A 25727-nucleotide genomic window follows, 5' to 3' on the forward strand; every position below is an offset into this window, starting at 1 on the left:
TCATTACTTTTACTCTCGAACGGCACGGTTGATTTATTTTCCACAGCACATTGCGTGAAGGACTAGGCGCGGCTGAGAAACGGCAGACGCCAGGCCAGCGGTTTGGCGAACATCACCAGATTGCCCAGCAGAATCAGCACCAGCCCGACGACGGCGTTTGCGTGCCATTGGTATCCTTCGTAGACCGTTGACAGCGTCAGCGCAACCAGCGGAAACAGCAGGGTACTGTAGGCGGCATTGCTGGCGCCGATGCGGCCAACCAGGGTGAAATAGACGCCGAAGGCAATGACCGAGCCGAACAGCGCCAGATAGAACAGCGCGCCCATATAGCTGAGGGTCCACTGCGGTGTGAAATCATCGCCGCGCAGCAGGGCGACAAGGCCAATGACTATCGTGCCGTAGAGCATCGCCCAGGCGTTAGTGGTGAGCGTCTCCAGCCCGCGGCGCTGGTGACGCAGACTGAGCATATTGCCCAGTGAGAAACCGTAGGTGCCCAGCGCGCTGAGGAGAATACCGGCCAGCAACGTACTGCTCATCCCCACGGCCTGCAGATCGTCCCAGAAGAGCGTCACAATCCCGGCCAACCCCAACAGCGCCGCCGCGTAAAAGCGTTTGGGCGGCGTCTGGCGGAAGAAAATAAAGCTATTAATCGCGTTAAACAGAACCGCCATCGAGAAAATAACCGATTCCAGACCGGTATTGATCCATTTCGCGGCGGTGTAAAAACAGAGGAAGTTAAAACCAAATACGCAGCAGCCTTGTACCATGCAGAACAGGTGGTCACGCAGCGCTAGCGGCCGCAGGCGGCGCAGGCACAGCAGAATGGTCAGCATGGTGGTGCTGGCGATGGCGAAGCGCCAGAAAATAGAGACGGCTTCGGGCACCGGACCCTGCTGTAAAAAGATGGCAATCCAGGTGGTACCCCAAATAACGACAACTAAAGCATAGAGCAGCGCGTTCATTTTTCCTCACAACGGTTATCGCGACAGAGATCCAGTCTGCCGCACGCGTGTCGTCGCCGCTTGCAGAAGGTTGCGGATGACTTGCATATTCTTGCGGTTTTTTGCCGTATAGCGGCGCAGAAAAGTAGCATCCACCCGCGACAGCCCCTAGACTAAATAGCTGCGCCTAATACCGCTACACTTTTGCCTGACCATGTTTTCCTCCGGGGAATGGGCTGGCGGTTTCCATAAAATGGCGGACCTTTTTCAGTAACTGCCACATTGAGCGGCACTGATGATTACGGGTTATCGTGTCATGAAGTGCCTGCCATAGCCGTTCCACATGATTCACCCACGGCGAGTAAACCGGCTGGTAAATTACCCTGAACTTGGGATTTGCTTTCAACCAGCGCTGTGTTTCGCGGCTTTTATGGATAATGTAGTTATCAACGATCAGCGTGATTGTTTTCGCCCGCCGGTAAGTGGCTTTCAGGTGCTTCAGCAGAGCGATAAACAGCGCTGAACTTTTGCTGTTGCCGCCCACGTAGCTGACTTTACCCGTGCCACTGTGCAGTGCGCCGGCCAGATAGTATTTTTCGTTCTGCCCCGGCGTCACTACCCGTTTCTGCTGTCCGCGCAACTGCCAGTCCGCACCGATTTTAGGATTAAGGTGGATATCCACTTCATCTTCATAAAATACCGGATGCTCTGCGCTGCATTCATCCAGCGCTTTGTGGATTACCGCCATCTTTTCATCTTTATGTGGGTCACGGATACGCAGAGTTGGCGCGGCCCTGCGCCATACAAGCCCCGCAGATGGCAACCAGCGGCGAACGGTTCCTGCATGTAACTGGCAACCGGTTATCTCATTGATTTTTATTGCCAGTAATTCGGTGCTCCAGCGTGAACGTTGATAACCAAAATCGCCGGGAGAATGCTTTATCAGCTCACGTAACAGGGTGCAGATATGTTCAAAAGGCCAGCGTCGGGAGCGCCCTGCGGGTAAGGATTTCAGGCCTTCAATACCTGAGTGCGTAAACCAGTTAATCCAGCGACCAACGGATGAACGGGCACAACAGAGAGTTCTGGCAACATCGCTGACCCGTTCACCCCGATGAAGCATCAGCATGGCCGTGAGTCTGCGGGCATGATTTTTATCACGCGTTTTATGAATAGCTTTCTGCATCAGGCGTCGTTCGCCACGGGGTATTGGTACTATGATCGGCATCGCTCAGTCCGGTTGGTGATTTTGGTTGGTTTGGCGATTGATCAGATCGCACAATCCGGGCTGAGTTCCCTTTCAGTGATCTACTATTCCGCGCAGCTATTTAGGGCTATCGTTAATCGTGACAGAAATCGTAATGACCCACACCTACGCGACGTTTGAAAGACTACGGAGTCAGAAAGCTATTCTGCGGGAAACCGTCGCGCTCAATTCCGGCATTCAGCTTGCCGCGTGGTACAACAAACTCGATACGCTGACGGTGCAAAGCGATCATCATACCCTAAGCCTGTACGTCGCCGACGGCTATGAAAGCTACCAGAAAACGCCACACGGCTGGAAAAACGGCGGCGGGCCTAACCGTTTTTGCCTGATGCCGGAGGACAGTGAATCGACGTGGGATATTCGTGGCGATCTGTCGTTCGTGCATCTTTACTGCACCGATGAACACCTGCGCCACGTTGGGGAGCAGGTGTGGGATCGTAGTCCGGCTAGCGTGACGCTGGATGAACAAATCTTTGGCGATGACCCGAAAATTACGCTGCTCTACCGCCAGTTTTTGCTCGGCTGTGACTGGCAGCAGCCGGCGAATCAGCTGACGTTAAGCAGCGCCAGCACGCTGCTGCTGACCCATTTGCTACAAAATTATGCCAACGTCCAGTGGCGTCTGCCGACGGTCACCGGTGGGCTGGCACCGGGGGTGTTACGAAATACGCTGGATTATATTGACGCGCATCTCAGCGAGCCGTTAACGCTGGCCGACCTCGCCGCGCAGGCATCGTTGAGCGAGTATCACTTTGCGCGCATGTTCCGTCAGTCCGTGGGCCTGGCGCCGCATCAGTACGTGATGCAGCGGCGGATGGATACGGCTCAGCAGATGGTGCGCTATAGCGCATTGCCATTAACCGACATTGCGCTACGCTGCGGTTTTAGCTCCGCGAGCCACTTCAGCAACCGTTTCAAAACGGCAATCGGCGTGACGCCATCGCAGCTACGCGCGAGCCTTGCTGGCTAACAGCGCGAAGCTCACCCCACCCAGCACTAAGCCCCAGAATGCGGAGCCGATACCCGCGAGGGTTATGCCGCTGGCGGTCACCAGGAAAGTGACCAGCGCGGCGTCGCGTTCACGTTCCGCATTCAGAGCCTGAAACAGACTTCCGCCCAACGTACCGAGCAGCGCCAGCCCCGCCAGCATTTGAATCCACGCGACGGGAAGCGCTGCCATCAGCGCGGTGATCGAACCACCGAAGATGCCTGCCAGAAGATAAAACACGCCTGCCGCCGCTGCGGCCAACCAGCGTTTTTGCGGATCGGGGTGGGCATCCGGGCTTTGGCAAATGGCGGCGGTAATGGCGGCAATGCACACCGAATAAACGCCAAACGGCGCCAGCAGCAGGCCAAAGGCGCCGCTGATCACCATCAGCGGCGAGACCGGCACCCGATAGCCCGACGCCTGTAGCGTGGCAAGGCCGGGCGCATTTTGCGAGGCCATCGTGACGAGGAAAAAGGGAATGCCTACGCTCAGTAACGCGGTGAGTGAAAAATGAGGCGTGACAAACTGAGGTACAACGAAAGCCAGGTTAAGTGATTTCGTGACAACGTCACCTTTAAGCCATGCCACCGCGATCCCCACGGCCATGGCGGCCACCACCGCATAGCGTGGCGCCAGCGCTTTACACAGCAGCCAGCCCATCAGCATACTGCCGCATAGCAGCAGTTGCCCCTGTAGGGTGGCAAACGCCTGAAGGCCGAAACGCAATAAAATCCCCGCCAGCATCGCCGCGGCCAGTGAATGCGGGATCAGCCTCATCAGACGGGCGAACCAGCCGGTCAGGCCGCAGATGACAATCAGCGCGTTAGCGAAAATAAAAATGCCTACGGCTTCGTTGAGCGTCGCGCCCTGCAGGCCACCAACCAGCAGCGCCGCGCCGGGCGTTGACCACGCGGTCAGAATAGGGACTTTACGCCACAGCGTCAGAACCAGCGTGCTGAGGCCCATGGCCAACCCTAACGCCGTCATCCAGCCGGAGATTTGCAGCGGGCTTGCACCCGCAGCAGCGGCGGCCTGCCAGATAATTGCCGCCGAGCTGGCATAGCCGACCAGAACGGCTACAAACCCCGCCAGCAGCGAGGGGAAAGGAATAAGATAGGATCGCATTGTAGACCTTTGTGCGTTATAACGTACATTGAATGTATCATTGTGCGCTATAGCGCACAAGTGGCGTGCGACGGGCGAAAACACGCGCTGGCTGGGGTATACTGCGTAAAGGCAACGACATGGAGGCTGAATGAATATTGCGCAACACCTGGCGACAACGCTAAAACACCTGCGTCAGCAGCGGGCATGGAGCCTGTCTAAGCTCGCCGAAGAGACGGGCGTTTCCAAGGCTATGCTCGGGCAGATTGAACGTAATGAGTCCAGCCCGACGGTGGCAACGCTGTGGAAAATTGCCACGGGCCTGAACGTGCCGTTCTCGGTGTTTATCACGCCGCCGTCGCCCGGTCTTGAACAGGCGTTCGATCCTCAGCAGCAGGCGATGGTGGTCACGCCGGTGTTTCCGTGGGATCCGGAACTGTGTTTTGACCATTTTTCCATTACGCTGGCACCCGGCGCGCTGAGCGAATCGACTCCGCACGAAAAAGGGGTGATTGAACATGTGGTGGTGATTGAAGGGCGTTTGGATATGCACGTGATGGACGAATGGCGCACGCTGTCGGCAGGGGAAGGGCTACGGTTCGCTGGCGATCTTGCGCATGCATATCGCAACAGCGCAGAGCAGACCGTGCATTTTCACTCGCTGATTCACTATCCCAAAGAAAAAGCCGCAGGAAACCCTGCGGCAAATCGCGACAATCAATCCTGATGTGGCCGTTACGAGGAAATCCCGAACACGCTAGCGACTGTAACGCGTTGCTCCCGGCTTCGGAACTGAGAATTCTGGCAATCGGTTTTCGAAATTAAGCTAACGGTGGCGCAGAAGCGGTGGAAACTGTTTTCGTCTCTCGCCGCTTCTGGCTACAATAGCCGCCATTTTGTGACTCTACTGGATAACTCAGACCGTATGCGCCAGCAGAACGCTCTTCTCGAACTCCTCAGCCCGGCCCGCGACACGGCGATAGCCCGGGAAGCGATACTTCACGGTGCCGATGCCGTTTATATCGGCGGCCCGGGTTTTGGCGCACGCCATAACGCCAGCAACAGTCTTCAGGACATTGCCGCGCTGGTGCCGTTTGCTCACCGCTACGGCGCGAAGATTTTTATCACGCTCAATACCATCCTGCATGACGATGAGCTGGCGCCGGCGCAGAAGCTGATCACCCAACTGTATGATGCCGGCGTGGATGCGCTGATCGTGCAGGATATGGGCATCCTGCAGCTTGATATCCCACCGATAGAGCTGCATGCCAGCACCCAATGCGATATTCGCAGCGTGGAGAAAGCTAAATTCCTCTCTGACGTTGGTTTTAGCCAGATCGTTCTGGCGCGTGAGCTGAATTTGCAGCAGATCAAAGCGATTCACGATGCTGCCGACGCCACCATTGAATTCTTTATTCACGGTGCGCTGTGCGTGGCCTATTCCGGCCAGTGTAATATCTCTCATGCGCAAACCGGGCGCAGCGCCAACCGCGGTGACTGCTCCCAGGCCTGTCGCCTGCCGTATACGCTGAAAGACGATCGGGGACGCGTGGTCGCGTTTGAAAAGCACCTGCTGTCGATGAAAGACAACGATCAAACCGCCAACCTTGGCGCGTTGATTGATGCAGGCGTGCGCTCCTTCAAAATTGAGGGGCGCTATAAAGATATGAGCTATGTGAAAAATATCACTGCACACTATCGCCAGATGCTGGACGCCATTATTGAAGAACGCGGCGATTTGGCCCGGGCTTCCGCTGGCCGTACTGAGCATTTCTTTGTGCCGTCGACCGATAAAACCTTCCATCGCGGCAGCACGGATTATTTCGTCAATCAGCGTCAGATGAACATTGGTGCGTTTGACTCGCCGAAGTTCGTCGGTCTGCCGGTAGGGGAAGTGCTGAAGGTTAACAAAGAGACGCTGGATGTTGAAGTGAGCGAACCGCTGGCCAACGGCGACGGTCTCAACGTGCTCATCAAACGCGAAGTTGTCGGTTTTCGTGCCAATACGGTGGAGAAGATTGCTGAAAATCGCTACCGCGTTTGGCCAAACGAGATGCCGGCTGACCTGCATAAGGTGCGTCCGCATCAGGTGCTCAACCGGAACCTCGATCACAACTGGCAGCAGGCGCTGTTGAAAACCTCCAGCGAGCGCCGCATCGCCGTGGATATCGAGCTGTCTGGCTGGCAGGAACAGCTGGTGCTGACGCTAACCAGCGAAGACGGCGTGGCGGTGACCCACACTTTAGACGGGGAATTTGCAGCGGCGAATAACGCACAGAAAGCGCTGAGCCAGCTGCAAGACGGGATCGCTAAACTGGGGCAAACGCTGTACTACGCACGCAACGTTGAAGTGCTGCTGCCGGAAGCGCTGTTTGTTCCGAACAGTCTGCTTAACCAGCTGCGTCGTGAAACCGTGGCGTTGCTCGACCAGGCGCGGCTGGATGCCTATGTTCGCGGCAGTCGTAAAGCGGTTGCCGAACCGGCGCCGGTGTACCCCGAAAGCCATCTGAGTTTCCTGGCTAACGTTTATAACCATAAAGCGCGTGAATTTTACCACCGTTATGGCGTTCAGCTGATTGATGCAGCCTATGAAGCGCACGAAGAGAAGGGCGACGTGCCGGTGATGATCACCAAGCACTGCCTGCGCTTTGCCTTCAATCTGTGCCCGAAGCAGGCGAAAGGGTCGATTAAAAGCTGGAAAGCGACGCCGATGCAGCTCATCAACGGTGATGAAGTCCTGACGCTGAAGTTTGACTGTCGTCCGTGCGAAATGCACGTGATTGGCAAGATTAAAAATCACATACTGAAGATGCCGCTACCGGGGAGCGTGGTGGCCTCGGTAAGCCCGGACGAATTGCTGAAAACGCTGCCTAAGCGGAAAGCTTGACGCTAATGCCACTCGCCAGCGCGGGGGCATATAAAGTAAAAGGCCGGAAAGCGAGTGTGCTCTCCGGCCTTTTTTAATTAATTACGCTGGTCGTTCGGCGGTGGCAGTTTGTTGTCGCCGTCATGTTTTGGCGGCTGACCTTTACCATCGTGCTGCTGACCCTTGTTATCGCGCGGCGGTTGGCCTTTGCCATCATGCTGCTGACCTTTGTTGTCGCGCGGCGGTTGGCCTTTGCCATCGTGTTGCTGACCTTTTTCATCACGCGGCGGCTGGCCTTTGCCATCGTGCTGCGGGCCTTTGTTATCGTGCTGACCCTGATGCTGTTGTTCTACAGGCGGCTTTTTCGGCGGATCCTGACGATCGGCGGCAAAGGCGGTTGAACACAGGCCCAGCGCCAGAATCGCAGACAGTGCAATACGTTTTTTCATCATGTACTCCAGACATTGCTTTGGTGCAATGGCGTTAGTTGACCAACAAAACGTGGAGGAAATGTGAAGGCCAGAGCAATTAGGATTTCTCTTGGCCAGTACGATTCAATACCCAGGCAGCTGTTCTTTCAGGCTTTAAAACCGGCAGCGGTCATCAGCATGCGAAATAAGCCGCCCACCGTTGCCAGCGCCAGCACGCTGCCGCCCCACAGCGCAATTAACCAGAACAGGCGTGATATCCAGCGGCTTTTCATCAGTGATATCCCTCATTTTGCGGCACTTTGCCGCGAAACACGTAATAGCTCCAGAAGGTGTACGCCAGAATGACGGGAATAATAAAGATGGCGCCAATCAGCATAAACTCCTGGCTTTGTTGCGGCGCGGCGGCCTGCCACAGCGTGATAGACGGTGGAATAATCGCGGGCCAGATGCTGATACCCAACCCGCTAAAGCCCAGGAATACCAGCGCGAGCGTCAGAATAAACGGCGGCACATGGCTTTCATGCAGCGCCAGTTGATGCCATAGCGCGCCGCTTGCGGCCAGCACCAGCAGCGGGACCGGCAGCAGAGAGTAGAGATTGGGCAGGCTAAACCAGCGCGCTGCGATTGCGGCATGCTGAAGCGGCGTCCACGCGCTGATAATCGCCATCACCGCCAGCAGCGCGAGCAGCAGTCCACGCGCAGCGCGGCGCATACGGCTTTGCAGAGCGGCTTCGCTTTTCATGACCAGCCAGGTTGCGCCCAGCAGCGCATAGGCGATGACCAGCCCTACGCCGCAGAAGAGCGAGAATGGCGTCAGCCAGTCGAATGGGCCACCACTGAAGGCGCGCTGGCTGACGGGAAAACCGTTAATGACGGCTCCGACAACTACGCCCTGGCAGAAGGTGGCCAGCATCGAGCCGCCCATAAAGGCGTTATCCCAGAACGGGCGATGTGAAGGCGTGGCATTGAAGCGAAACTCGAAGGCGACGCCGCGGAAAATCAGCCCGATAAGCATCAGCGAAAGCGGAATCGTCAACGCATCAATAATGACCGCGTAGGCCAGCGGGAACGCGCCAAAGAGTGCTGCACCGCCGAGTACCAGCCAGGTTTCATTGCCGTCCCATACCGGAGCGACGCTGTTGACCATTACGTCACGCTCCTGTGCGCTGCGGGTAAAGGGAAACAGGATGCCAATACCTAAATCAAAGCCGTCCATGACGATATACATCAGGGTGGCAAAGACAATAATCACAAACCAGACAATAGACAGATCGACATTCATGCTCGCTTCTCCTGGGACGACTGTGCGGTGATCGCGGCGGAAAGTGGACGCGACGGCGTACCGTGCGGCGGTGGATTAAACGGCTGAGGCCCTTTGCGAATCAGTCGTACCATGTAGCTGTAGCCGACGCCGAAGACCGCGCTGTACACCACAAAGAAGGCCAGCAGGCTGATGCTCATATGCAGATCGCCGTGGGCCGAGACGGCTTCCGCCGTACGCTGCAAGCCGTAGACCACCCACGGCTGACGACCGACTTCGGTGGTCACCCATCCCGCGAGAATGGCGATGAGCCCCGATGGCCCCATCAGCAGCGCGAACCACAGGAACGGGCGTGAAGTATAAAGCGTCTGTTTTTTGCGTAGCCACAGCGCGACGACGCCTAGCAACAGCATCAGCATGCCTAATCCGGCCATAATGCGGAACGACCAGAAAACGATCGTCGAGTTTGGCCGGTCTTCTTTGGCAAAGTCTTTGAGTGCAGGCACCTGTTTATCCAGACTGTGGGTGAGGATCAGGCTGCCCAGCGCCGGGATTTCCAACCCGTAGCGGGTACGCTCCTGGTTCATGTCCGGCCAGCCAAACAGCAGCAGCGGCGTCGGTTCTCCCGGCGGATTTTCCCAGTGGCCTTCAATCGCTGCAATCTTTGCAGGCTGATGCTTCAGCGTATTCAGCCCGTGCATATCGCCTACCATCGCCTGAATAGGGGCGACAATCAGGGTCATCCACAGCGACATGGAGAACATCACGCGTACTGCCGGTGAGGGGTTGCCACGCAGTAAATGCCAGGCTGCCGAAGCGCCGACAAACAGCGCGCTGCTCAGAAACGCAGCGATGCACATATGCAGCAGGCGGTAAGGGAATGATGGGTTAAATACCACCGCAAACCAGTCTACCGGCACCACTTGACCATTGACGATTTCGTAGCCCTGCGGCGTTTGCATCCAGCTGTTGGAAGCGAGGATCCAGAACGTTGAGATCAGCGTGCCGAGGGCCACCATGCAGGTGGCGAAAAAGTGCAACCCTGGCCCAACGCGGTTCCAGCCAAACAGCATCACCCCGAGAAAACCGGCTTCGAGGAAGAAGGCGGTCAGCACTTCGTAGGTCAGCAGCGGGCCGGTAATGCTGCCGGCAAACTGCGAGAAACCGCTCCAGTTGGTGCCAAACTGGTAGGCCATCACCAGGCCGGAGACGACGCCCATGCCAAAATTGGCGGCGAAAATCTTCGACCAGAACTGATACAGCGAACGCCAGAGCGGGTTATGGGTTTTTAGCCATAGACCTTCCAGCACCGCCAGGTAACTTGCCAGCCCAATAGTGATAGCAGGGAAGATAATGTGAAACGACACGGTAAAGGCAAACTGAATTCGTGCGAGGTGAAACGCATCAAGACCGAACATGCAGACTCCGGAAAATAGAATAACTCCCGGTGATTTTACGCAGCGGCGTGAATGGGTTGCAGAAACAGTCGCCGCCTTTTAAATGATAACAGTTTTGCTTTTTTATTTGCCCGTTTTTCCGACAAAGCTAATTCAATCATGGCGATAGAGTGAATATATCAGTTACATAAAAATGCAAAAATTGTAACGCTGATATAATATATTCGCACAGTTTGCGCGATTGGGATCGACCATGAAAAAGTACCAGCGGCTTGCCGAGCAGATGACGGAACAGATCGCCCACGGGGTGTGGCAGCCGGGTGATAAGCTGCCGTCGCTGCGCGAGCAGGTGGCCAATAGCGGTATGAGCTTTATGACCGTCAGCCATGCGTATCAGCTGCTGGAAAGCCAGGGGCGGATTGTTGCACGCCCGCAGTCCGGTTATTACGTGGCGCCGCATCCGGTAGCACCGCGCGCGGCGGCCCCCGCACAGGTAATGCCGGATAACGCCGTCGATATCAATACCTACATCTTTGAGGTACTGCAGGCCAGCCGCAACGCGGCGGTGCTGCCGTTTGCCTCGGCGTTTCCCGACCCTAAACTGTTCCCGCTGCCGCAGCTGAACCGTTCGCTGGCACAGGTGAGTAAAACCGCCACGGCCATGAGCGTGATTGAAAACCTGCCGCCGGGTAACGATGAGCTGCGTCATGCTATTGCCCGCCGCTATGCGTTACAGGGTATGACGATATCCCCTGATGAGATTGTGATTACCGCCGGTGCGCTGGAAGCGCTGAACCTGAGCCTTCAGGCGGTAACGGAGCCGGGCGATTGGGTGATCGTGGAGAACCCCTGTTTTTACGGGGCGCTTCAGGCGCTGGAACGCCTGAAGCTGAGAGCGCTATCGGTTGCCACCGACGTGAAGGATGGGATTGATCTCGACGCATTGGTGCAGGCGCTACAGAACTATCCGGTGAAAGCCTGCTGGCTGATGACTAACAGCCAGAACCCGCTGGGTTTTACGCTGACGCCGGAAAAGAAAGCGAAGCTTATTCAGATCCTTACCGCCCACAATGTGACCCTGATTGAAGACGATGTTTACAGCGAGCTCTATTTTGGCCGAGAGAAGCCGCTGCCCGCGAAGGCGTGGGATAAGCAGGATATGACGCTGCACTGCAGTTCGTTTTCCAAATGCCTGGTTCCTGGGTTCCGTATTGGCTGGGTGGCGGCCGGTAAACATGCGCGTCGCATTCAGCATTTGCAGCTGATGAGCACGCTGTCGACCAGTTCGCCGATGCAGCTCGCTTTGGTCGACTATCTGGCAACGAAGCGCTACGACGCTCACCTGCGCCGCTTGCGCCGCCAGCTGGCCGAACGTAAGCAATTGGCGTGGCAGTCGCTGCTGCGTTCGCTGCCGCCTGAGGTGCGCATACACCATAACGATAGCGGCTATTTTCTCTGGCTGGAGCTGCCGGCCGGGATGGATGCGGGCACGTTGAGTGCGAAAGCGCTGGAACACCACATTAGTATTGCTCCAGGCAAAATGTTTTCGACGACCGACAGCTGGTCGTCATTTTTCCGCTTTAATACCGCGTGGGGCTGGGGGGAAAGAGAAGATAAAGCGGTCGAAACCCTGGGGCAACTTATTCGACAAATGCTGAGTTAATCACCAACGCTTATTTTCAGCTTCTGTATTTAATTATTCCCCCCGGTTATTCGGGGGCTTTTCATTTTGGCTGGTCATAGGAAATTCGCATAGCACCTGCGGCCAGTAACTCCTTGTCTATAATCCATATTATCTGCATTGATTATTGCTTTTTTGCGGAATGCGCACTTTGTCACAACCTGTGCAAATTTTTATCTGCCGCAACGGTGGTTGTCATGGCGCCGTCTATTTTTAAACAGGGAGATATTTTTAACGGCACGGCTGCCGCTCAAATTCATTGTGACAGGAGTAAAACTTTATGAGCAAAACATTTGCCCGCAGCAGCCTGTGCGCGCTGGTGATGACGGTTGCCACCGCCAATGCCGCCGAGCCGCCAACGTCATTGGGAAAAGGCGAAGGACGACTGGATATTATTGCCTGGCCGGGTTATATCGAACGCGGTCAGACCGACAAGCAGTACGACTGGGTCACGCAGTTTGAGAAAGAGAGCGGCTGCCAGGTGAACGTCAAAACGGCGGCGACGTCTGACGAAATGGTTAGCCTGATGGCGAAAGGCGGCTACGATCTGGTGACGGCTTCCGGCGATGCCTCGCTGCGTTTGATCATGGGTAAGCGCGTGCAGCCGATTAATACCGCACTTATCGAAAACTGGAAAACCCTCGACCCGCGACTTGAGAAAGGTGCATGGTTTAACGTCGACGGCAAAGTGTATGGCACCCCGTATCAGTGGGGACCTAACCTTCTGATGTACAACACTAAAACCTTCCCTGTGCCGCCGGATTCCTGGAACGTGGTCTTTGTGAAACAGGATCTGCCGGACGGCAAAACCAATCAGGGCCGCGTGCAGGCCTACGATGGCCCAATCTACATCGCGGACGCGGCGCTGTTTGTGAAAGCGACACAGCCGCAGCTCGGCATTAGCGACCCGTACCAGCTGACCGAAGAACAGTACCAGGCGGTACTGAAGGTCTTGCGCGATCAGCATAGCCTGATTCATCGCTACTGGCATGACACGACCGTACAAATGAGCGACTTCAAAAATGAAGGCGTGGTGGCGTCCAGCGCCTGGCCATACCAGGCCAACGGCCTGAAAGGTGAAGGTCAGCCGATTGCGACCGTCTTCCCGAAAGAGGGCGTTACCGGTTGGGCGGATACCACCATGCTGCACGCCGAAGCGAAGCATCCGGTTTGCGCCTACAAGTGGATGAACTGGTCGCTGACGCCGAAGGTGCAGGGTGATGTGGCGGCGTGGTTTGGCTCACTGCCGGTGGTGGCTGAAGGGTGTAAAGCCAGCGCGCTGTTGGGCGACAAAGGTTGTGAAACCAACGGCTACAGCTTCTTTGACAAAATTGCCTTCTGGAAAACGCCGATTGCCGAGGGCGGCAAGTATGTGCCTTACAGCCGCTGGACGCAGGACTATATCGCCATTATGGGCGGCCGTTGATTACCCAGGAGTCCATTATGACGTATGCAGTAGAGTTTCATGACGTCTCGCGACTTTATGGTGACGTTCGGGCGGTGGATGGCGTGAGTATCGCCATCCATGACGGCGAGTTCTTTTCGATGCTGGGGCCGTCTGGCTCCGGCAAAACCACCTGTCTGCGGCTGATCGCCGGATTTGAACAACTGAGCGGCGGCGCTATCTCTATTTTTGGCCGTCACGCCAGCGAACTGCCGCCGTGGGAGCGTGACGTTAACACCGTCTTCCAGGATTACGCGCTGTTTCCGCACATGTCAGTGCTTGATAACGTCGCCTACGGGCTGATGGTCAAGGGCGTTGGCAAGAAAGAGCGTCAGGCCAGGGCGGCGCAGGCGCTGGAGAAAGTGGCGCTGGGTTTCGTCGGCGGGCGCAAGCCGTCGCAGCTTTCCGGCGGCCAGCGTCAGCGCGTGGCGATTGCCCGCGCGCTGGTTAATGAACCCCGGGTGCTGCTGCTCGACGAACCGCTAGGTGCGCTGGATTTGAAGTTGCGCGAACAAATGCAGTTCGAATTAAAAAAGCTGCAACAGTCGCTGGGGATCACTTTTATTTTCGTCACCCACGATCAGGGCGAGGCGCTATCGATGTCGGACCGTGTCGCGGTCTTTAACGACGGTCGCATTGAGCAGGTGGACTCGCCGCGTGCGCTTTATCTGCGCCCGCGAACGCCGTTCGTCGCCAGCTTTGTCGGGACCTCTAACGTGTTCGACCCGGCGATGTCGGAGACGCTATGCGGCATGACGGGGAACTGGGCGCTGCGACCTGAACACATCCGCCTGAATGAAGGTGGCGAAGTGCAGGTGAAAGGGCGGATACAGGCGGTGCAGTATCAGGGCGCGGCGACGCGCTATGAGCTGCTGCTTGAAAGCGGCGATAAGCTACTGGTGAGCCAGGCGAACTTTGCCGTCGGGCTGGATGCGGAAGGACCTGCGGTGGGCCGGGATGTTCTGGCCTCCTGGCCGCGCGATGCCATGATCGCGCTGGATGGAGGGAGGTAAATGGAGATGAGCATGACGCCGGTACCTTCCTCCCGCGGCGGCGGAAAGATAGCCAGCCTGTTCTGGCGTAAGCCGACGCTGGGGCTTTTTCTGCTGCTGCTCGGGCCGCTGATGTGGTTCGGCATTGTCTATTTCGGTTCGCTGCTGACGCTGCTGTGGCAGGGGTTTTACACCTTTGATGATTTCACCATGTCGGTTACCCCGACGCTGACGCTGGCAAACCTGTACGCCCTGTTTAACCCGGCTAACTACGACATTATTGTCCGTACGCTGGTGATGGCGCTGGCAGTGACGGTCGCCAGCGCGCTGCTGGCGTTTCCGATGGCGTGGTATATGGCGCGCTATACCCACGGCAAGAAAAAGGCCTTCTTCTACGTGGCGGTCATGCTGCCGATGTGGGCCAGTTATATTGTCAAAGCCTACGCCTGGACGCTGCTGCTGGCCAAAGACGGTGTAGCCCAGTGGTTTTTAAATCACCTGGGTCTACAGCCGCTGCTGGCGGCGATACTGAGCGTGCCGGGCGTTGGCGGAAATACGCTGTCGACCTCCGGTCTGGGGCGCTTTCTGGTGTTTGTATACATCTGGCTGCCGTTTATGATCCTGCCGGTACAGGCTGCGCTGGAGCGGATCCCCGGCTCGTTGTTGCAGGCATCCGCTGACCTCGGCGCATTGCCGCGTCAGACTTTCCGCCATGTCGTGCTGCCGCTGGCGATACCGGGGATTGCGGCGGGGTCTATCTTCACCTTCTCGCTGACTCTTGGGGACTTTATCGTCCCGCAGCTGGTGGGGCCGCCGGGCTACTTCATCGGCAATATGGTTTATTCTCAGCAGGGGGCTATTGGCAATATGCCGATGGCGGCGGCGTTTACCCTTGTGCCAATCGTCCTGATTGCGCTCTATCTGGCGTTTGTGAAGCGCCTGGGAGCATTCGATGCACTCTGAGCGCGCACCGCTGTTCCTCAAAATTGCCGCCTGGGGGGGCGTTATTTTCCTGCACTTCCCGCTGGTGATTATCGCGCTTTACGCCTTCAACACCGAAGACGCCGCCTTCAGTTTCCCGCCGCAAGGCCTGACGCTGCGCTGGTTTAGCGAGGCGGCTGGGCGCAGTGATATCTACGAGGCTGTGACACTGTCACTGAAAATTGCCGCGCTGTCGACGGCCATTGCGCTGGTACTTGGCACGTTTGCTGCAGCAGCGCTGTGGCGGCGGGATTTTTTTGGCAAAAGCGCGATATCGCTGCTGCTCCTGCTGCCGATTGCGCTGCCGGGCATTGTTACCGGACTGGCGCTGCTGACCGCGTTTAAGGTAGTGAATCTGGAGCCGGGGCTGTTCACGATTGTGATCGGTCACGCCACGTTCTGCGTGGTGGTGGTGTTTAACAACGTCATTGCCCGATTCCGGCGGACCTCATGGAGCCTGGTCGAAGCGTCGATGGATTTAGGGGCTAACGGCTGGCAAACCTTCCGTTACGTTGTGTTGCCAAATCTGGGCTCGGCGCTGCTGGCAGGGGGAATGCTGGCATTTGCGCTGTCGTTTGATGAAATTATCGTCACCACCTTCACGGCAGGCCATGAGCGCACGTTGCCGCTGTGGCTGCTTAACCAACTTGGGCGCCCGCGCGATGTGCCGGTGACCAACGTGGTCGCGCTGTTGGTGATGATACTGACAATGATACCGATTTTAGGGGCATGGTGGCTGACGCGCGAAGACGACGCGGCCACCGGCGGTGGTACGACATTTAAATAAAACAGGATCATGCTATGCAACATAAGTTACTGATTAACGGTGAGCTGGTCGCGGGTGAAGGCGAAGCGCAGCCGGTCTATAACCCCGCTACGGGTGAGATCCTGCTGAACATCGCGGAGGCCAGCGCCGCGCAGGTAGATGCGGCGGTGCATGCCGCCGACCGTGCATTCATACAATGGGGACAAACCACGCCAAAGCACCGCGCAGAGTGTTTGTTAAAACTGGCCGACGTGATTGAAGCGCATGCTCAGACGTTCGCCCGGCTGGAATCCCTTAACTGCGGCAAGCCGCTGCACTGCGTGGCCGGTGATGAAATTCCGGCGGTGGTGGATGTATTCCGCTTCTTTGCCGGCGCGGCGCGCTGCCTGAATGGTCTGGCGGCCGGGGAATATCTTGAAGGCCACACTTCCATGATTCGCCGCGATCCGGTTGGCGTGGTGGCCTCGATTGCACCGTGGAATTATCCGTTGATGATGGCCGCGTGGAAGCTGGCACCGGCGCTGGCGGCGGGCAACTGTGTGGTACTGAAACCGTCTGAAATTACGCCGCTTACGGCGCTCACGCTGGCCGAGCTGGCGAAAGATATTTTCCCTGCCGGCGTGCTGAACGTTCTGTTTGGTCGCGGTCATACCGTTGGCGATCCGCTGACCGGCCACGCGAAGGTACGCATGGTGTCGCTGACCGGCTCAATCGCCACCGGCGAGCATATTCTGGCGCATACGGCATCTTCCGTTAAGCGCACGCACATGGAGCTAGGAGGGAAAGCGCCGGTGATTGTGTTTGACGACGCGGATATCGATGCCGTGGTTGAGGGGGTACGGACGTTTGGTTTTTACAACGCCGGACAGGATTGTACCGCCGCCTGTCGAATCTATGCGCAGCGGGGCGTTTATGACCGGCTGGTGGCTCGCCTTGGCGCGGCGGTGGCAACCCTTAAATTCGGCGACCCGGAGGATGTGAGCACCGAACTGGGGCCGCTGAGTTCACTGGCACATCTGACGCGCGTCAGCGATGCCGTGGCGCGGGCCAGGGCGCTGCCGCACATTAAGGTGGTGACCGGCGGTGAGAAGGCTGAGGGAAGCGGTTATTACTTCCAGCCGACTCTGCTGGCGGGCGCGCTGCAGGAAGATGATATCGTTCAGCGTGAAGTGTTTGGCCCGGTCGTCAGCGTGACGGTGTTTGACAGTGAAGAGCAGGTGCTGGCGTGGGCCAACGATTCACAGTATGGCCTGGCCTCGTCGGTATGGACCCGCGACGTAGGGCGCGCGCACCGTTTGAGCGCGCGTTTGCAGTACGGTTGTACGTGGATCAACACCCACTTTATGCTGGTCAGCGAAATGCCCCACGGCGGGCAGAAGCTATCGGGGTACGGCAAGGATATGTCGATGTACGGACTGGAGGACTACACCGTCGTGCGCCATGTGATGATTAAGCACTGATTACCCCCTTCGCGGTAGGCGAAAAACCTGCCGCCCACTGCGCCATTTTTGACATGCCCGGAGCAACGTGCGAGGATGCGCGCCGTTGTAAAACCGGGCAAAGTCAGCATCATGAAAAAGAGTATTGTGTGTAGCGCTGCCGTTATCGCGGCCTTAATCGGCGTGGGTATTATCTATTCCGCGAATCATATTGCCGCCTGTCACGGCGAACATCGGCTTGATGCCGCCTGCCTGGCGCAGGCCTGGGATACGGAGAAAGTGAACCCTATCGCGCAGTTCAATCCCAATTATGCGGTGAGCGACCCGGTCGCTGATACGGTTTTTACCGCTTCCCAACCAAAACGCTAATCGTAACCCATATCACGGAATTAAAAACTAAAGAGGCGTACCGTTGCTTTGGTTTTAATTCATCCATGCAGTGAATTCATCTGGAGATGAATGTGTGTGGATTAGCGATCCCTACGCGAAAAGCGGCAAAAACTTGATGTGCATCAAAAAACGTAGCATATTGCGCCGCTTTAACGATCAATTGTAAGGACTAAATTGGTGACGCTGTATCAACACATGCTTGTTTTCTACGCCGTGATGGCCGTGATCTGTGCCTTTATCACCTGGTTTCTCACTAAAGAAAGTACCTCTATTCGTCTGATAGCGACGGTATTGATTGGCGCAACGTGGCCATTCAGCTTCCCCGTTGCGCTACTGCTGTCGCTGTTCTGACGTTACTGGCTAAGATCGCTGAGCAGAATGGCGATGCTTTTACCGCCTTCAGTCTGTTCGAGTGCGATTTTGACGATAATCGTCAGCGGTACCGATAGCAGCATCCCGACCGGGCCCAGCAGCCAGCCCCAGAAAATTAACGACAAAAAGACCACCAGCGTGGAGAGCCCAAGGCCGCGTCCCATGATGCGAGGCTCAAGAATATTGCCGAAAACGAGATTTATAATCAGATACCCCGCAAGTACGATAAGCGCGTCGTAAAAGCCGCTGAACACCAGCACCTGCAGAATAGGGGGAATGGCCGCCAGCACCGACCCGATGTTGGGGATATAGTTGAGCGCGAATGCCAGTAGACCCCAGATAAACGCAAACCGCACGCCCAGCAGTTCCAGCATTCCCCACACAATCAGGCCGGTAACGAGGCTAATGGCGGTTTTCAGCACCAGATAGTGCGACACGCTGTCCAGCGCCCGTTGAATGGCCGCCATCCCTTCCACCGGTCGCGACATAATTTGCTGGAATTTTGCCGGGAGCTGCGGCACCTCCAGCAGCATAAACACGACCGTGAGCAGCAGCAGGAAGATTGACGACATGGCGTTTGACAGCTGGCTTAACAAACGTGAAACCAGCGTCATGGCGGCGTTGGGATCGATATACTTAATCAGTTCATCGGGAGAGACGGAAATGCCGAAGCGCTGCATCCATGGCTGAAGGTTATAAAGCGGTACCGCCAACGACGAACGATATTGCGGTAGCGTACGCGTCAGCTCGTTAAGCGAGGTGCCCAGCGATGCTAACAGCAGCACGGCAACCAGGATAATCACGGCGATGAGCAGCGAAATGCCGAGCACGCGCGGGACGCGGCAGCGCACCAGCAGTTGAACCACCGGGTTAAGCACCACGGCGATAAACAGCGCCAGTACGAAGGGCACGATAATTTCCGCCGCAAAGCGAATACCGGTAAGAATGATAACCAGCATGCCGAGCATGATGACGATTTTTAATCCATTAAGCGTGATGATCGGCCTGGCCATGGTTGCTCCTGCTATAAATTCTGCTGATTATGATAATTGCGAATCATCTAATAATAAATGCATTTACATCAAACAACCTTAGTAAAGATTTGAAAACATTTTGAAATACTTCATTGGCTGTGTTAGAAATTAACTGTGTTTAACTACTGAGGACAATTTTAATCCGCAACGATGAGAAGCAATACCGCGGATGATTGTAATTTTATGGACAATATGTTCAGGACGTTTGTTTCTGCCAAAACTTCTGTTTTTCCTTCCTTTTCTGCCTTCTGTGGTGAGCATCACTGGCGCAGCGCGCTATAGTCCGTCTCTTCGTTTGAGCTAAATACTAATCATTTTATTTCGGTTTGCGCACGTCGCGAGCCGTAGCAGATTATATTCTCATGCAGGAGAAGGACCATGTTTTACTGGATTTTATTAGCCCTGGCTATCGTTGCTGAAATTACGGGTACGCTGTCTATGAAATGGGCGAGCGTCAGTGATGGCAACGCTGGTTTTATTTTAATGCTTGTTATGATCGCACTGTCTTATATTTTTCTTTCGTTCGCAGTTAAGAAAATAGCTCTCGGTGTCGCCTACGCGCTCTGGGAAGGGGTCGGCATTTTGTTGATTACCCTGTTCAGCGTTTTATTGTTTGACGAAAGCCTGACGGTGATGAAAGCAACCGGCCTGGCGACCCTGGTTGTCGGCATCGTGTTGATCAAATCGGGTACGCGAAAAGCGCCGAAGAAAAGCGTTATGATGAAAAAAGAGGTGAATCATGCCTAAGTTTGAATTGATTCACGGCTTGTGGCTGGCGGGCTCCATTGTACTGGAGATAGTCGCTAATATTTTCCTCAAGTTTTCGGACGGCTTCCGTCACAAGCTTTACGGCTTCCTGTCGCTGGCGGCGGTGTTAGCCGCTTTTAGCGCGCTGTCTCAGGCGGTAAAGGGGATTGACCTGTCGGTTGCCTATGCCATTTGGGGTGGTTTTGGCGTCGCGGCAACGCTGGCGGCGGGCTGGATTCTTTTCGGCCAACGTCTGAACCATAAGGGTTGGATGGGGCTAGCCCTGCTGCTGGTCGGTATGGTGATGATTAAACTGGCCTGATGTGATCGCTGCCTGAGAAATCGGGCAGCGAAATTCGCTGTCTGTATTACGCTTGTAACAAAGGGTTCGCTTTGTTTCTGCGAGGGTGATACATGTTCAATCCGTCACGCTGGCGTAATATTGCCACGGCCAAAACGCTGTTCGTGATGATCTTTTTAGCAGGCATCGGCCTGATTTTTTCCATTATCGCTTTACTGTACCTTTCACAGAATCTGATAAGCAGCAAAACAAACGATATTGATGCTCGCCGTTCGGCACTCTCCGTTGATGGCGCGATACAGACCTCCATTAACCGCGTTTTGTCGCTGGTTATCGATAACGCCATCTGGGATGACGCGGTGCGCGAGGTGTATGCTCCGAAGCTGAACACGACCTGGCTGTACAATACCTGGGGCGCAGGCTTTAAAATTAACAATCTCTATGACGGTACGTTCGTGCTTGATGAACACGATAAAGTACTGTGGGGATCGTTTCGCAGCGCGCCGTTTACGGAAACCAATCTCGATTTTTTTGGCGAAGGATTGTCCGCGCTGATTGCCAAAAATGAAGACGCGCTGCGTCGCGGTAGCAATATTTTCGCCGGTATTACCCGCACCCGTAAAGGGATTGCCTTTGTGGGGGTCGGCCTGATTCGCCCCATGGTCGGTCGTTTACAGGTGCGTGACGCCACGCGCCGCTATCTGGTTATCACCCGCCATATCAATCCTGTTTTATTGAAAAACCTTGGTAATACGTTTCAGATTGAGAACCTGACCCTGGTCGATGCGCCCAGGAATATGTACAACATTCCGCTACGTACCTCAGGCGATAAGGTCGTTGGCTGGCTAGACTGGCAGCTTCGTCAACCGGGCGCTGAAGCGGCCAGCGCGGCATCGCCGCAGATCCGTATCATTGCGCTGCTGGCCGCCGGGCTCATTTTGCTCTTTATATTGCTCAGTAGCTTAGGGCTCTGGAAACTGGCGCGCGGGGAACGCCAGGCGCGTGAAATCGCGCTGACCGATTGGCTGAGCCATTTGCCAAACCGGCGGGCGCTGATCGAGCAGCTTGAGCGCGTTAGCCGTCGCGGCGATGACAATATCACCACGGTGGTATTTATCGATCTCGATGGTTTTAAGGATGTTAACGACATTTATGGTCACGATATCGGTGATATTCTGATTATTCGCATTGCCGATATGCTGCAAACGTTGCTGCCAACCGGGGGCATGCTGGCGCGAATGGGAGGCGACGAATTTGCAATGACCGTTGGCGGTGAACAGTCGGAAGCGCGCGCCTCGGCGTTTGCGGGTCGCGTGCTGGATTATCTTAACACGCCGATACGTATCGGCGAACGAACGCTGCACATCAGCGCCAGCATCGGTATTGCCAGCGGTCGCCTGCAAACCATTTCAAGCTCCGAGCTGTTTCGCCAGGCCGACATCGCCATGTACCACTCTAAAGTCACCGGAAAGGGGCGCATTACCCATTATGACGCCGAGCTGAACGGCGCCCGCGAGTACCAGCTTTCTATTGAAAACGATATCCGCCACGGCCTGGAACATGATGAGTTCGAGGTATGGTATCAACCGATTGTCTGCGCGCGCACTCAGGTAATGATTGGTGTGGAAGCGCTGGTGCGTTGGCCCCGGCGGCCAAAGGGTGAACTGATGCCCGAAGCGTTTATTGCCATCGCCGAAACCAGCGGTCTGATTTATTCTCTCGGGCAGTTTGTGCTGGCGCGGGCCTGCCGCGATCTGCTGGCGCATCCGGATCTAAAGCTCTCGGTGAACATTTCACCCGCGCAGTTCCGCGATCCTGAGTTCGAAAATAAAGTGTCGAGCGTACTCAGGTCGTCCGGTTTCCCGCCTTCACGTCTACAGCTTGAGGTGACGGAAACCTACGTGCTGGAGAAACCTGAACGCGCCCGCGCGGCGATTGCCAACCTTAAGGCCCTGGGTACCGCCGTTGCGCTGGATGATTTCGGTACCGGCTATTCGAGCATCGGTTATCTTCGCCGGTTTAATTTTGACACCATCAAAATTGATAAATCACTGGCCGGACTGGTGGACGATGATGAACAGGCGGCGGCGCTGGTCGGTGGTACGATTCGTATTGCCAGTGCGCTGGGAATGACGGTGATTGCAGAAGGGGTTGAGACAGAGAAGCAGATGAAGCTACTGCGCTTGGCGGGTTGCGATCAGCTGCAGGGTTTCTATTTTAGCGAACCGATGCCGTTATCGTCGCTGCTGGCTTTGCGTCGCCAGCAGCGGCAGAGTTAGTTACCGGCGGCCAGCGCTTCCAGCTTATCGCGAAAACCGGTAACAGAAATGGCCCGATTATCGGCGCGCCAGCGATCTTTCGCCGCCGGTGCCGAACTTTGTACGGCAATCAGCTGCCATCCGGCGTCGGTTTTCAGCAGCAGCGGAGAACCGCTGTCGCCAGGCAACGTATCGCATTGGTGGGAAAGGACGGTGTCCTGCGCCCAGCCGGTGACGGTACAGTCTTCATGGCTATAGAGTGAATCCAGATGATCGACCGGGTAACCGGACTGCGTGACTTTGCGCCCGGCGGCTTTCAGCGCGGCGGTCAACTCGGCTTTGTTGCCGGTAAACAGCGGCAGCGGCGTGATGCCGGAGGGGGGATAGCGCAGCACAATCAGCCCAAAGTCCCACGGTGCGGCGGAAGATGGCACAATCCAGCCGTCACCGTCGGCCTTCAGCCGTTTACCCAGCGAAGGATCGACGCGCCCCTCAATACCGTGAATTTCATAGCGCCAGCTGCCTTTTTGCGATACGAAGCGCAGCGCAACGGCTTTATCCAGCTTGCCGCGAGGCGGCTCCAGCAGACAGTGTCCGGCGGTTAATGCCAGGTGCGGTGAAATGAGCGTGGCGGTACACAGGTTGCCGCTGGCGGTTTCCAGTTGACCGATGGCATCCCACGGCTCTTGCGATGGATGACTGACCAGGGTGCGATCGTCCTGACCAAAGAACAGGGTTTTAATATCTTTTGCGCTGATGCCGCTATCACTGTCATCAGCATGAGTCATGAAGGGCAGAACGGATAACGATCCCAGTAAACAACACACAAAGGCTGTACGCATATCACTCTCTGATGGGGCAATTATGATTATAAAAACGAAACCCAGTGAGACTACTATAGACGGGAGCAATGAAAAGTGGGAGCAAAATCAGCGAACTACACTCAGTAAAAGAAGAACTGGGTCGCAATAAGCGCGCAGACGATCAGTAATGCCAGGATGAGCTCGAAACGATAGCGCCGCAACATGATTGGCTCTCCGGGAAAAAATCGGCGCTGTAATAGCGCCGATGCGAATAGTTGATCGTTCAGACCGTTGGCGAATCCGACGCCAGAGAATGACGTGACGGGATAACGCGGCGGTCTGAACCGGCGCGTTCACCGCGCCGATGTCTATCAATAATGATTAAGCAGCTGGCTGCGCAGCCGGTTTAGCAGCGGCGTGATGTTTCACTGCTTTTTTGTGTTTTTTAGCAGCCTGAGCTTTTTGCTCTACAGCCGGTTTGGTTGCTGCTTTTTTGTGTTTTTTAGCAGCCTGAGCTTTTTGCTCTACGGCCGGTTTAGTTGCTGCTTTTTTGTGTTTTTTAGCAGCCTGAGCTTTCTGTTCTACTGCTGGTTTAGCAGCGGCTTTTTTGTGTTTTTTGGCAGCCTGAGCTTTCTGTGCAGGTGCAGCTGCTTTGTGGTGTTTTTTATGGTGAGTCGCTTTTGCCGGAGCAGCGTGAGTCGCCGTCGCAGCAGCAGCCGGTGCCGGAGTGGCAGTCGCGTCAGCAGCGAAAGCAGCAGAAGACAGACCCATAGCAGCGGCAACAACCAGAGCTAATACTTTTTTCATTCTCATACCCTCGAATTGGTTTTTTCATTCAACCCCACTGCGGGGCCGTTGAAAGAACTATACCCGCAGGCTATAAGTCTTTCCGTGAGTGATTGGTATCGGCGTGTAACGGAATGTACAAGACTTGTTGTACAAACGTACAAGGGCGATTTTTCATCGCCCTCAATAGGTTAGTCAGCGCAGGTTGCCCGGTCAGATCGCTGCGACAGGTAGACGCGGAAAATAAGCACAAAGGCCATTGCCACCACGATAGCGGCAAGCAGGTAGATACTGTCCAGCCCGTGATAGCCGGCGATCCATCCGGCGACCGGCCCGGTAATACCCAGCGCCAGGTCGAGGAAGGCAGAATAGGTGCCCAGCGCGGTGCCCTGGTTTTGCTCTTCAACCTGCCTGACCGCCTCGACGCCGAGGGCCGGGAAGACCAGCGAGAAGCCGGAGCCCGTCAGGAAAGCGCCGAACCCGGCAACCCACGCATTCGGCGCAAACCAGATAATCAGCAGCCCAAGGCATTCGAACAGATAGCAGACCAGCGACACGCGAATACCGCCAAAGCGAATGATGGTGTTGCCGAGTACCAGACGAATACAGATAAAGCCGACGCTGAATAATGACAGCGTGAATGCTGCACCCTGCCAGCCGTGGGCGGTGAAGTAGAGCGTGATAAACGTCGCGATGACCCCGAATCCCACCGTACCCAGCCCAAGCCCCAGGCCGTATGGCCAGATTTTACGTGCCACGACGTGGAAGGGGGCTCTGACGCCTGCGCTGACGCTCACGTCGGCGCGGGTGCGGGCAAACAGTAAACCGACGACCGAGATAATCACAATCAGCGCGGCAAATCCGCTGATACCAAATGCGTCATTCAGCATCACGCCCAGCGGCGCGCCTGCGGCCATCGCAACGTAGGTGGCGACGCCGTTCCAGGAAATAACCCGCGAGGTATGAACGGCTCCGACCGTTTTTATGCCCCAAAGCGTGGACCCGGTGGAGGTAAAGCTTTCGCCGACGCCAAGGAATACGCGGCCAACCAGCAGCATCGTCACCGCCAGAAGCGGGCTGCCGTGTGCGGCGGCGGCGGCCAGAGTGAACAGACCACTCAACATACAGCAGATGATCCCGAGGCTGACGACCTTTTTCGGCCCCCAGATATCGGTGTAACGCCCGGCGTGAGGGCGGCTAACGAGCGTGGAAATATACTGCAGGCTAATCACTGCACCCGCGACCAGCGTGCTGTAACCAAGATGGTAATGGATAAATCCAGGCAGCACCGCCAGCGGCAGACCAATGGAGAGGTAGCAGATGCAGGTAAAAACAACGATCGAGATAATGCGCAGATTGAGCTGGGTATTGTTAGCGTAGGTAGTCATCACACGAAGCGGGTAAGACAAAGGTGGGCTTATTATAGAAAGTGCCATCTAGTATGGCGAGACAACAAGGCATTTTATGTCAATAACATA

The 25727-nt window shown here is 56.0% G+C and carries 25 protein-coding genes; 14 read left to right on the top strand and 11 right to left on the bottom strand.

Annotated features, from left to right (window positions below; all coding sequences use genetic code 11):
- Nucleotides 1-62: 62 nt before the first annotated feature.
- Both H7R58_RS11010 and H7R58_RS11015 read right to left on the bottom strand, forming a co-directional pair.
- The gene (locus tag H7R58_RS11010) at nt 63-962 is read right to left on the bottom strand and encodes a DMT family transporter (protein WP_106929109.1); all 900 of its coding nucleotides are present in this window, start codon (nt 960-962) and stop codon (nt 63-65) included.
- Nucleotides 963-1137: 175 nt separating this feature from the next.
- Entirely contained in the window at nt 1138-2169 is a 1032-nt protein-coding gene (locus H7R58_RS11015; RefSeq protein WP_001395480.1) for an IS630-like element ISEc33 family transposase, read from the bottom strand.
- Nucleotides 2170-2302: 133 nt separating this feature from the next.
- On the opposite strand from H7R58_RS11015, the gene H7R58_RS11020 reads away from it, so the two are divergent.
- The gene (locus H7R58_RS11020) at nt 2303-3178 is read left to right on the top strand and encodes a helix-turn-helix domain-containing protein (protein WP_106929108.1); all 876 of its coding nucleotides are present in this window, start codon (nt 2303-2305) and stop codon (nt 3176-3178) included.
- Here the strand turns inward: H7R58_RS11020 and H7R58_RS11025 are convergent.
- Nucleotides 3155-4321 (bottom strand): benzoate/H(+) symporter BenE family transporter, encoded by a 1167-nt coding sequence (locus H7R58_RS11025; protein ID WP_182928957.1) that lies wholly within the window; start codon nt 4319-4321, stop codon nt 3155-3157. The genes H7R58_RS11020 and H7R58_RS11025 overlap by 24 nt on opposite strands.
- Before the next feature lie 130 nt (nt 4322-4451).
- Here H7R58_RS11025 and H7R58_RS11030 point away from each other — a divergent pair, with 130 nt between their 5' ends.
- Nucleotides 4452-5027 (top strand): helix-turn-helix domain-containing protein, encoded by a 576-nt coding sequence (locus H7R58_RS11030; protein WP_106929105.1) that lies wholly within the window; start codon nt 4452-4454, stop codon nt 5025-5027.
- Nucleotides 5028-5225: 198 nt separating this feature from the next.
- Entirely contained in the window at nt 5226-7187 is a 1962-nt protein-coding gene (locus H7R58_RS11035; RefSeq protein WP_182928956.1) for a peptidase U32 family protein, read from the top strand.
- Nucleotides 7188-7264: 77 nt separating this feature from the next.
- On the opposite strand, the gene H7R58_RS11040 is transcribed toward H7R58_RS11035, so the two are convergent.
- The 4 genes from H7R58_RS11040 to H7R58_RS11055 all read right to left on the bottom strand — a co-directional run bounded on the left by H7R58_RS11040 (nt 7265) and on the right by H7R58_RS11055 (nt 10276).
- Entirely contained in the window at nt 7265-7618 is a 354-nt protein-coding gene (locus H7R58_RS11040; protein WP_227673967.1) for a hypothetical protein, read from the bottom strand.
- A 125-nt stretch (nt 7619-7743) separates the two neighbouring features.
- Nucleotides 7744-7869, bottom strand: coding sequence for a DUF2474 domain-containing protein (locus H7R58_RS11045; protein ID WP_181358025.1), 126 nt, complete (start codon nt 7867-7869; stop codon nt 7744-7746).
- Nucleotides 7869-8879, bottom strand: a complete 1011-nt coding sequence (cydB, locus tag H7R58_RS11050; protein WP_182934726.1) for a cytochrome d ubiquinol oxidase subunit II — start codon at nt 8877-8879, stop codon at nt 7869-7871. Before cydB ends, H7R58_RS11045 begins: the two co-directional genes overlap by 1 nt.
- A complete protein-coding gene (locus H7R58_RS11055; RefSeq protein WP_182934727.1) occupies nt 8876-10276 on the bottom strand; it encodes a cytochrome ubiquinol oxidase subunit I in 1401 nt (466 codons plus the stop codon). The genes cydB and H7R58_RS11055 overlap by 4 nt, the downstream gene beginning before the upstream one ends.
- 232 nt (nt 10277-10508) lie before the next feature.
- Here H7R58_RS11055 and H7R58_RS11060 point away from each other — a divergent pair, with 232 nt between their 5' ends.
- From H7R58_RS11060 to H7R58_RS11095, 8 genes are all read left to right on the top strand, one after another.
- Nucleotides 10509-11918: an aminotransferase-like domain-containing protein gene (locus H7R58_RS11060; RefSeq protein WP_106929095.1), complete on the top strand. Its 1410-nt coding sequence runs from the start codon at nt 10509-10511 to the stop codon at nt 11916-11918.
- Between the two features lie 298 nt (nt 11919-12216).
- The gene (gene ydcS, locus H7R58_RS11065; protein WP_106929093.1) at nt 12217-13362 is read left to right on the top strand and encodes a putative ABC transporter substrate-binding protein YdcS; all 1146 of its coding nucleotides are present in this window, start codon (nt 12217-12219) and stop codon (nt 13360-13362) included.
- 17 nt (nt 13363-13379) lie between these two features.
- Nucleotides 13380-14393 (top strand): ABC transporter ATP-binding protein, encoded by a 1014-nt coding sequence (locus H7R58_RS11070; protein ID WP_182928953.1) that lies wholly within the window; start codon nt 13380-13382, stop codon nt 14391-14393.
- 12 nt (nt 14394-14405) lie between these two features.
- Entirely contained in the window at nt 14406-15335 is a 930-nt protein-coding gene (locus H7R58_RS11075; RefSeq protein WP_374956752.1) for an ABC transporter permease, read from the top strand.
- The gene (locus H7R58_RS11080) at nt 15325-16140 is read left to right on the top strand and encodes an ABC transporter permease (protein ID WP_182928952.1); all 816 of its coding nucleotides are present in this window, start codon (nt 15325-15327) and stop codon (nt 16138-16140) included. The genes H7R58_RS11075 and H7R58_RS11080 overlap by 11 nt, the downstream gene beginning before the upstream one ends.
- Before the next feature lie 14 nt (nt 16141-16154).
- A complete protein-coding gene (gene patD, locus H7R58_RS11085; protein ID WP_106929086.1) occupies nt 16155-17579 on the top strand; it encodes an aminobutyraldehyde dehydrogenase in 1425 nt (474 codons plus the stop codon).
- A 111-nt stretch (nt 17580-17690) separates the two neighbouring features.
- Nucleotides 17691-17927: a hypothetical protein gene (locus H7R58_RS11090; RefSeq protein WP_146145732.1), complete on the top strand. Its 237-nt coding sequence runs from the start codon at nt 17691-17693 to the stop codon at nt 17925-17927.
- A gap of 198 nt (nt 17928-18125) precedes the next feature.
- Entirely contained in the window at nt 18126-18299 is a 174-nt protein-coding gene (locus tag H7R58_RS11095) for a GhoT/OrtT family toxin (protein ID WP_106929082.1), read from the top strand.
- A gap of 2 nt (nt 18300-18301) precedes the next feature.
- On the opposite strand, the gene H7R58_RS11100 is transcribed toward H7R58_RS11095, so the two are convergent.
- Nucleotides 18302-19333 (bottom strand): AI-2E family transporter, encoded by a 1032-nt coding sequence (locus tag H7R58_RS11100; RefSeq protein WP_182928951.1) that lies wholly within the window; start codon nt 19331-19333, stop codon nt 18302-18304.
- 399 nt (nt 19334-19732) lie between these two features.
- Here H7R58_RS11100 and mdtJ point away from each other — a divergent pair, with 399 nt between their 5' ends.
- The 3 genes from mdtJ (at nt 19733) to H7R58_RS11115 (ending at nt 22681) form a co-directional block, all read left to right on the top strand.
- Complete coding sequence (mdtJ, locus tag H7R58_RS11105) at nt 19733-20101, top strand: multidrug/spermidine efflux SMR transporter subunit MdtJ (protein WP_106929079.1); 369 nt, start codon at nt 19733-19735, stop codon at nt 20099-20101.
- Nucleotides 20094-20423, top strand: a complete 330-nt coding sequence (gene mdtI, locus H7R58_RS11110; protein WP_106929077.1) for a multidrug/spermidine efflux SMR transporter subunit MdtI — start codon at nt 20094-20096, stop codon at nt 20421-20423. The genes mdtJ and mdtI overlap by 8 nt, the downstream gene beginning before the upstream one ends.
- A 92-nt stretch (nt 20424-20515) precedes the next feature.
- Entirely contained in the window at nt 20516-22681 is a 2166-nt protein-coding gene (locus H7R58_RS11115) for a putative bifunctional diguanylate cyclase/phosphodiesterase (protein WP_182928950.1), read from the top strand.
- Here H7R58_RS11115 and H7R58_RS11120 read toward each other — a convergent pair.
- From H7R58_RS11120 to H7R58_RS11130, 3 genes are all read right to left on the bottom strand, one after another.
- The gene (locus H7R58_RS11120; RefSeq protein WP_182928949.1) at nt 22678-23502 is read right to left on the bottom strand and encodes a trypsin-like serine peptidase; all 825 of its coding nucleotides are present in this window, start codon (nt 23500-23502) and stop codon (nt 22678-22680) included. The genes H7R58_RS11115 and H7R58_RS11120 overlap by 4 nt on opposite strands.
- A 342-nt stretch (nt 23503-23844) precedes the next feature.
- Nucleotides 23845-24270, bottom strand: a complete 426-nt coding sequence (gene asr / locus H7R58_RS11125) for an acid resistance repetitive basic protein Asr (RefSeq protein WP_106929073.1) — start codon at nt 24268-24270, stop codon at nt 23845-23847.
- 170 nt (nt 24271-24440) lie between these two features.
- Complete coding sequence (locus H7R58_RS11130) at nt 24441-25637, bottom strand: MFS transporter (protein WP_106929072.1); 1197 nt, start codon at nt 25635-25637, stop codon at nt 24441-24443.
- Nucleotides 25638-25727: the final 90 nt, after the last annotated feature.

The sequence above is a fragment of the Klebsiella sp. WP4-W18-ESBL-05 genome, from assembly GCF_014169075.1.
GTDB classification, from domain to species: domain Bacteria; phylum Pseudomonadota; class Gammaproteobacteria; order Enterobacterales; family Enterobacteriaceae; genus Kluyvera; species Kluyvera ascorbata_B.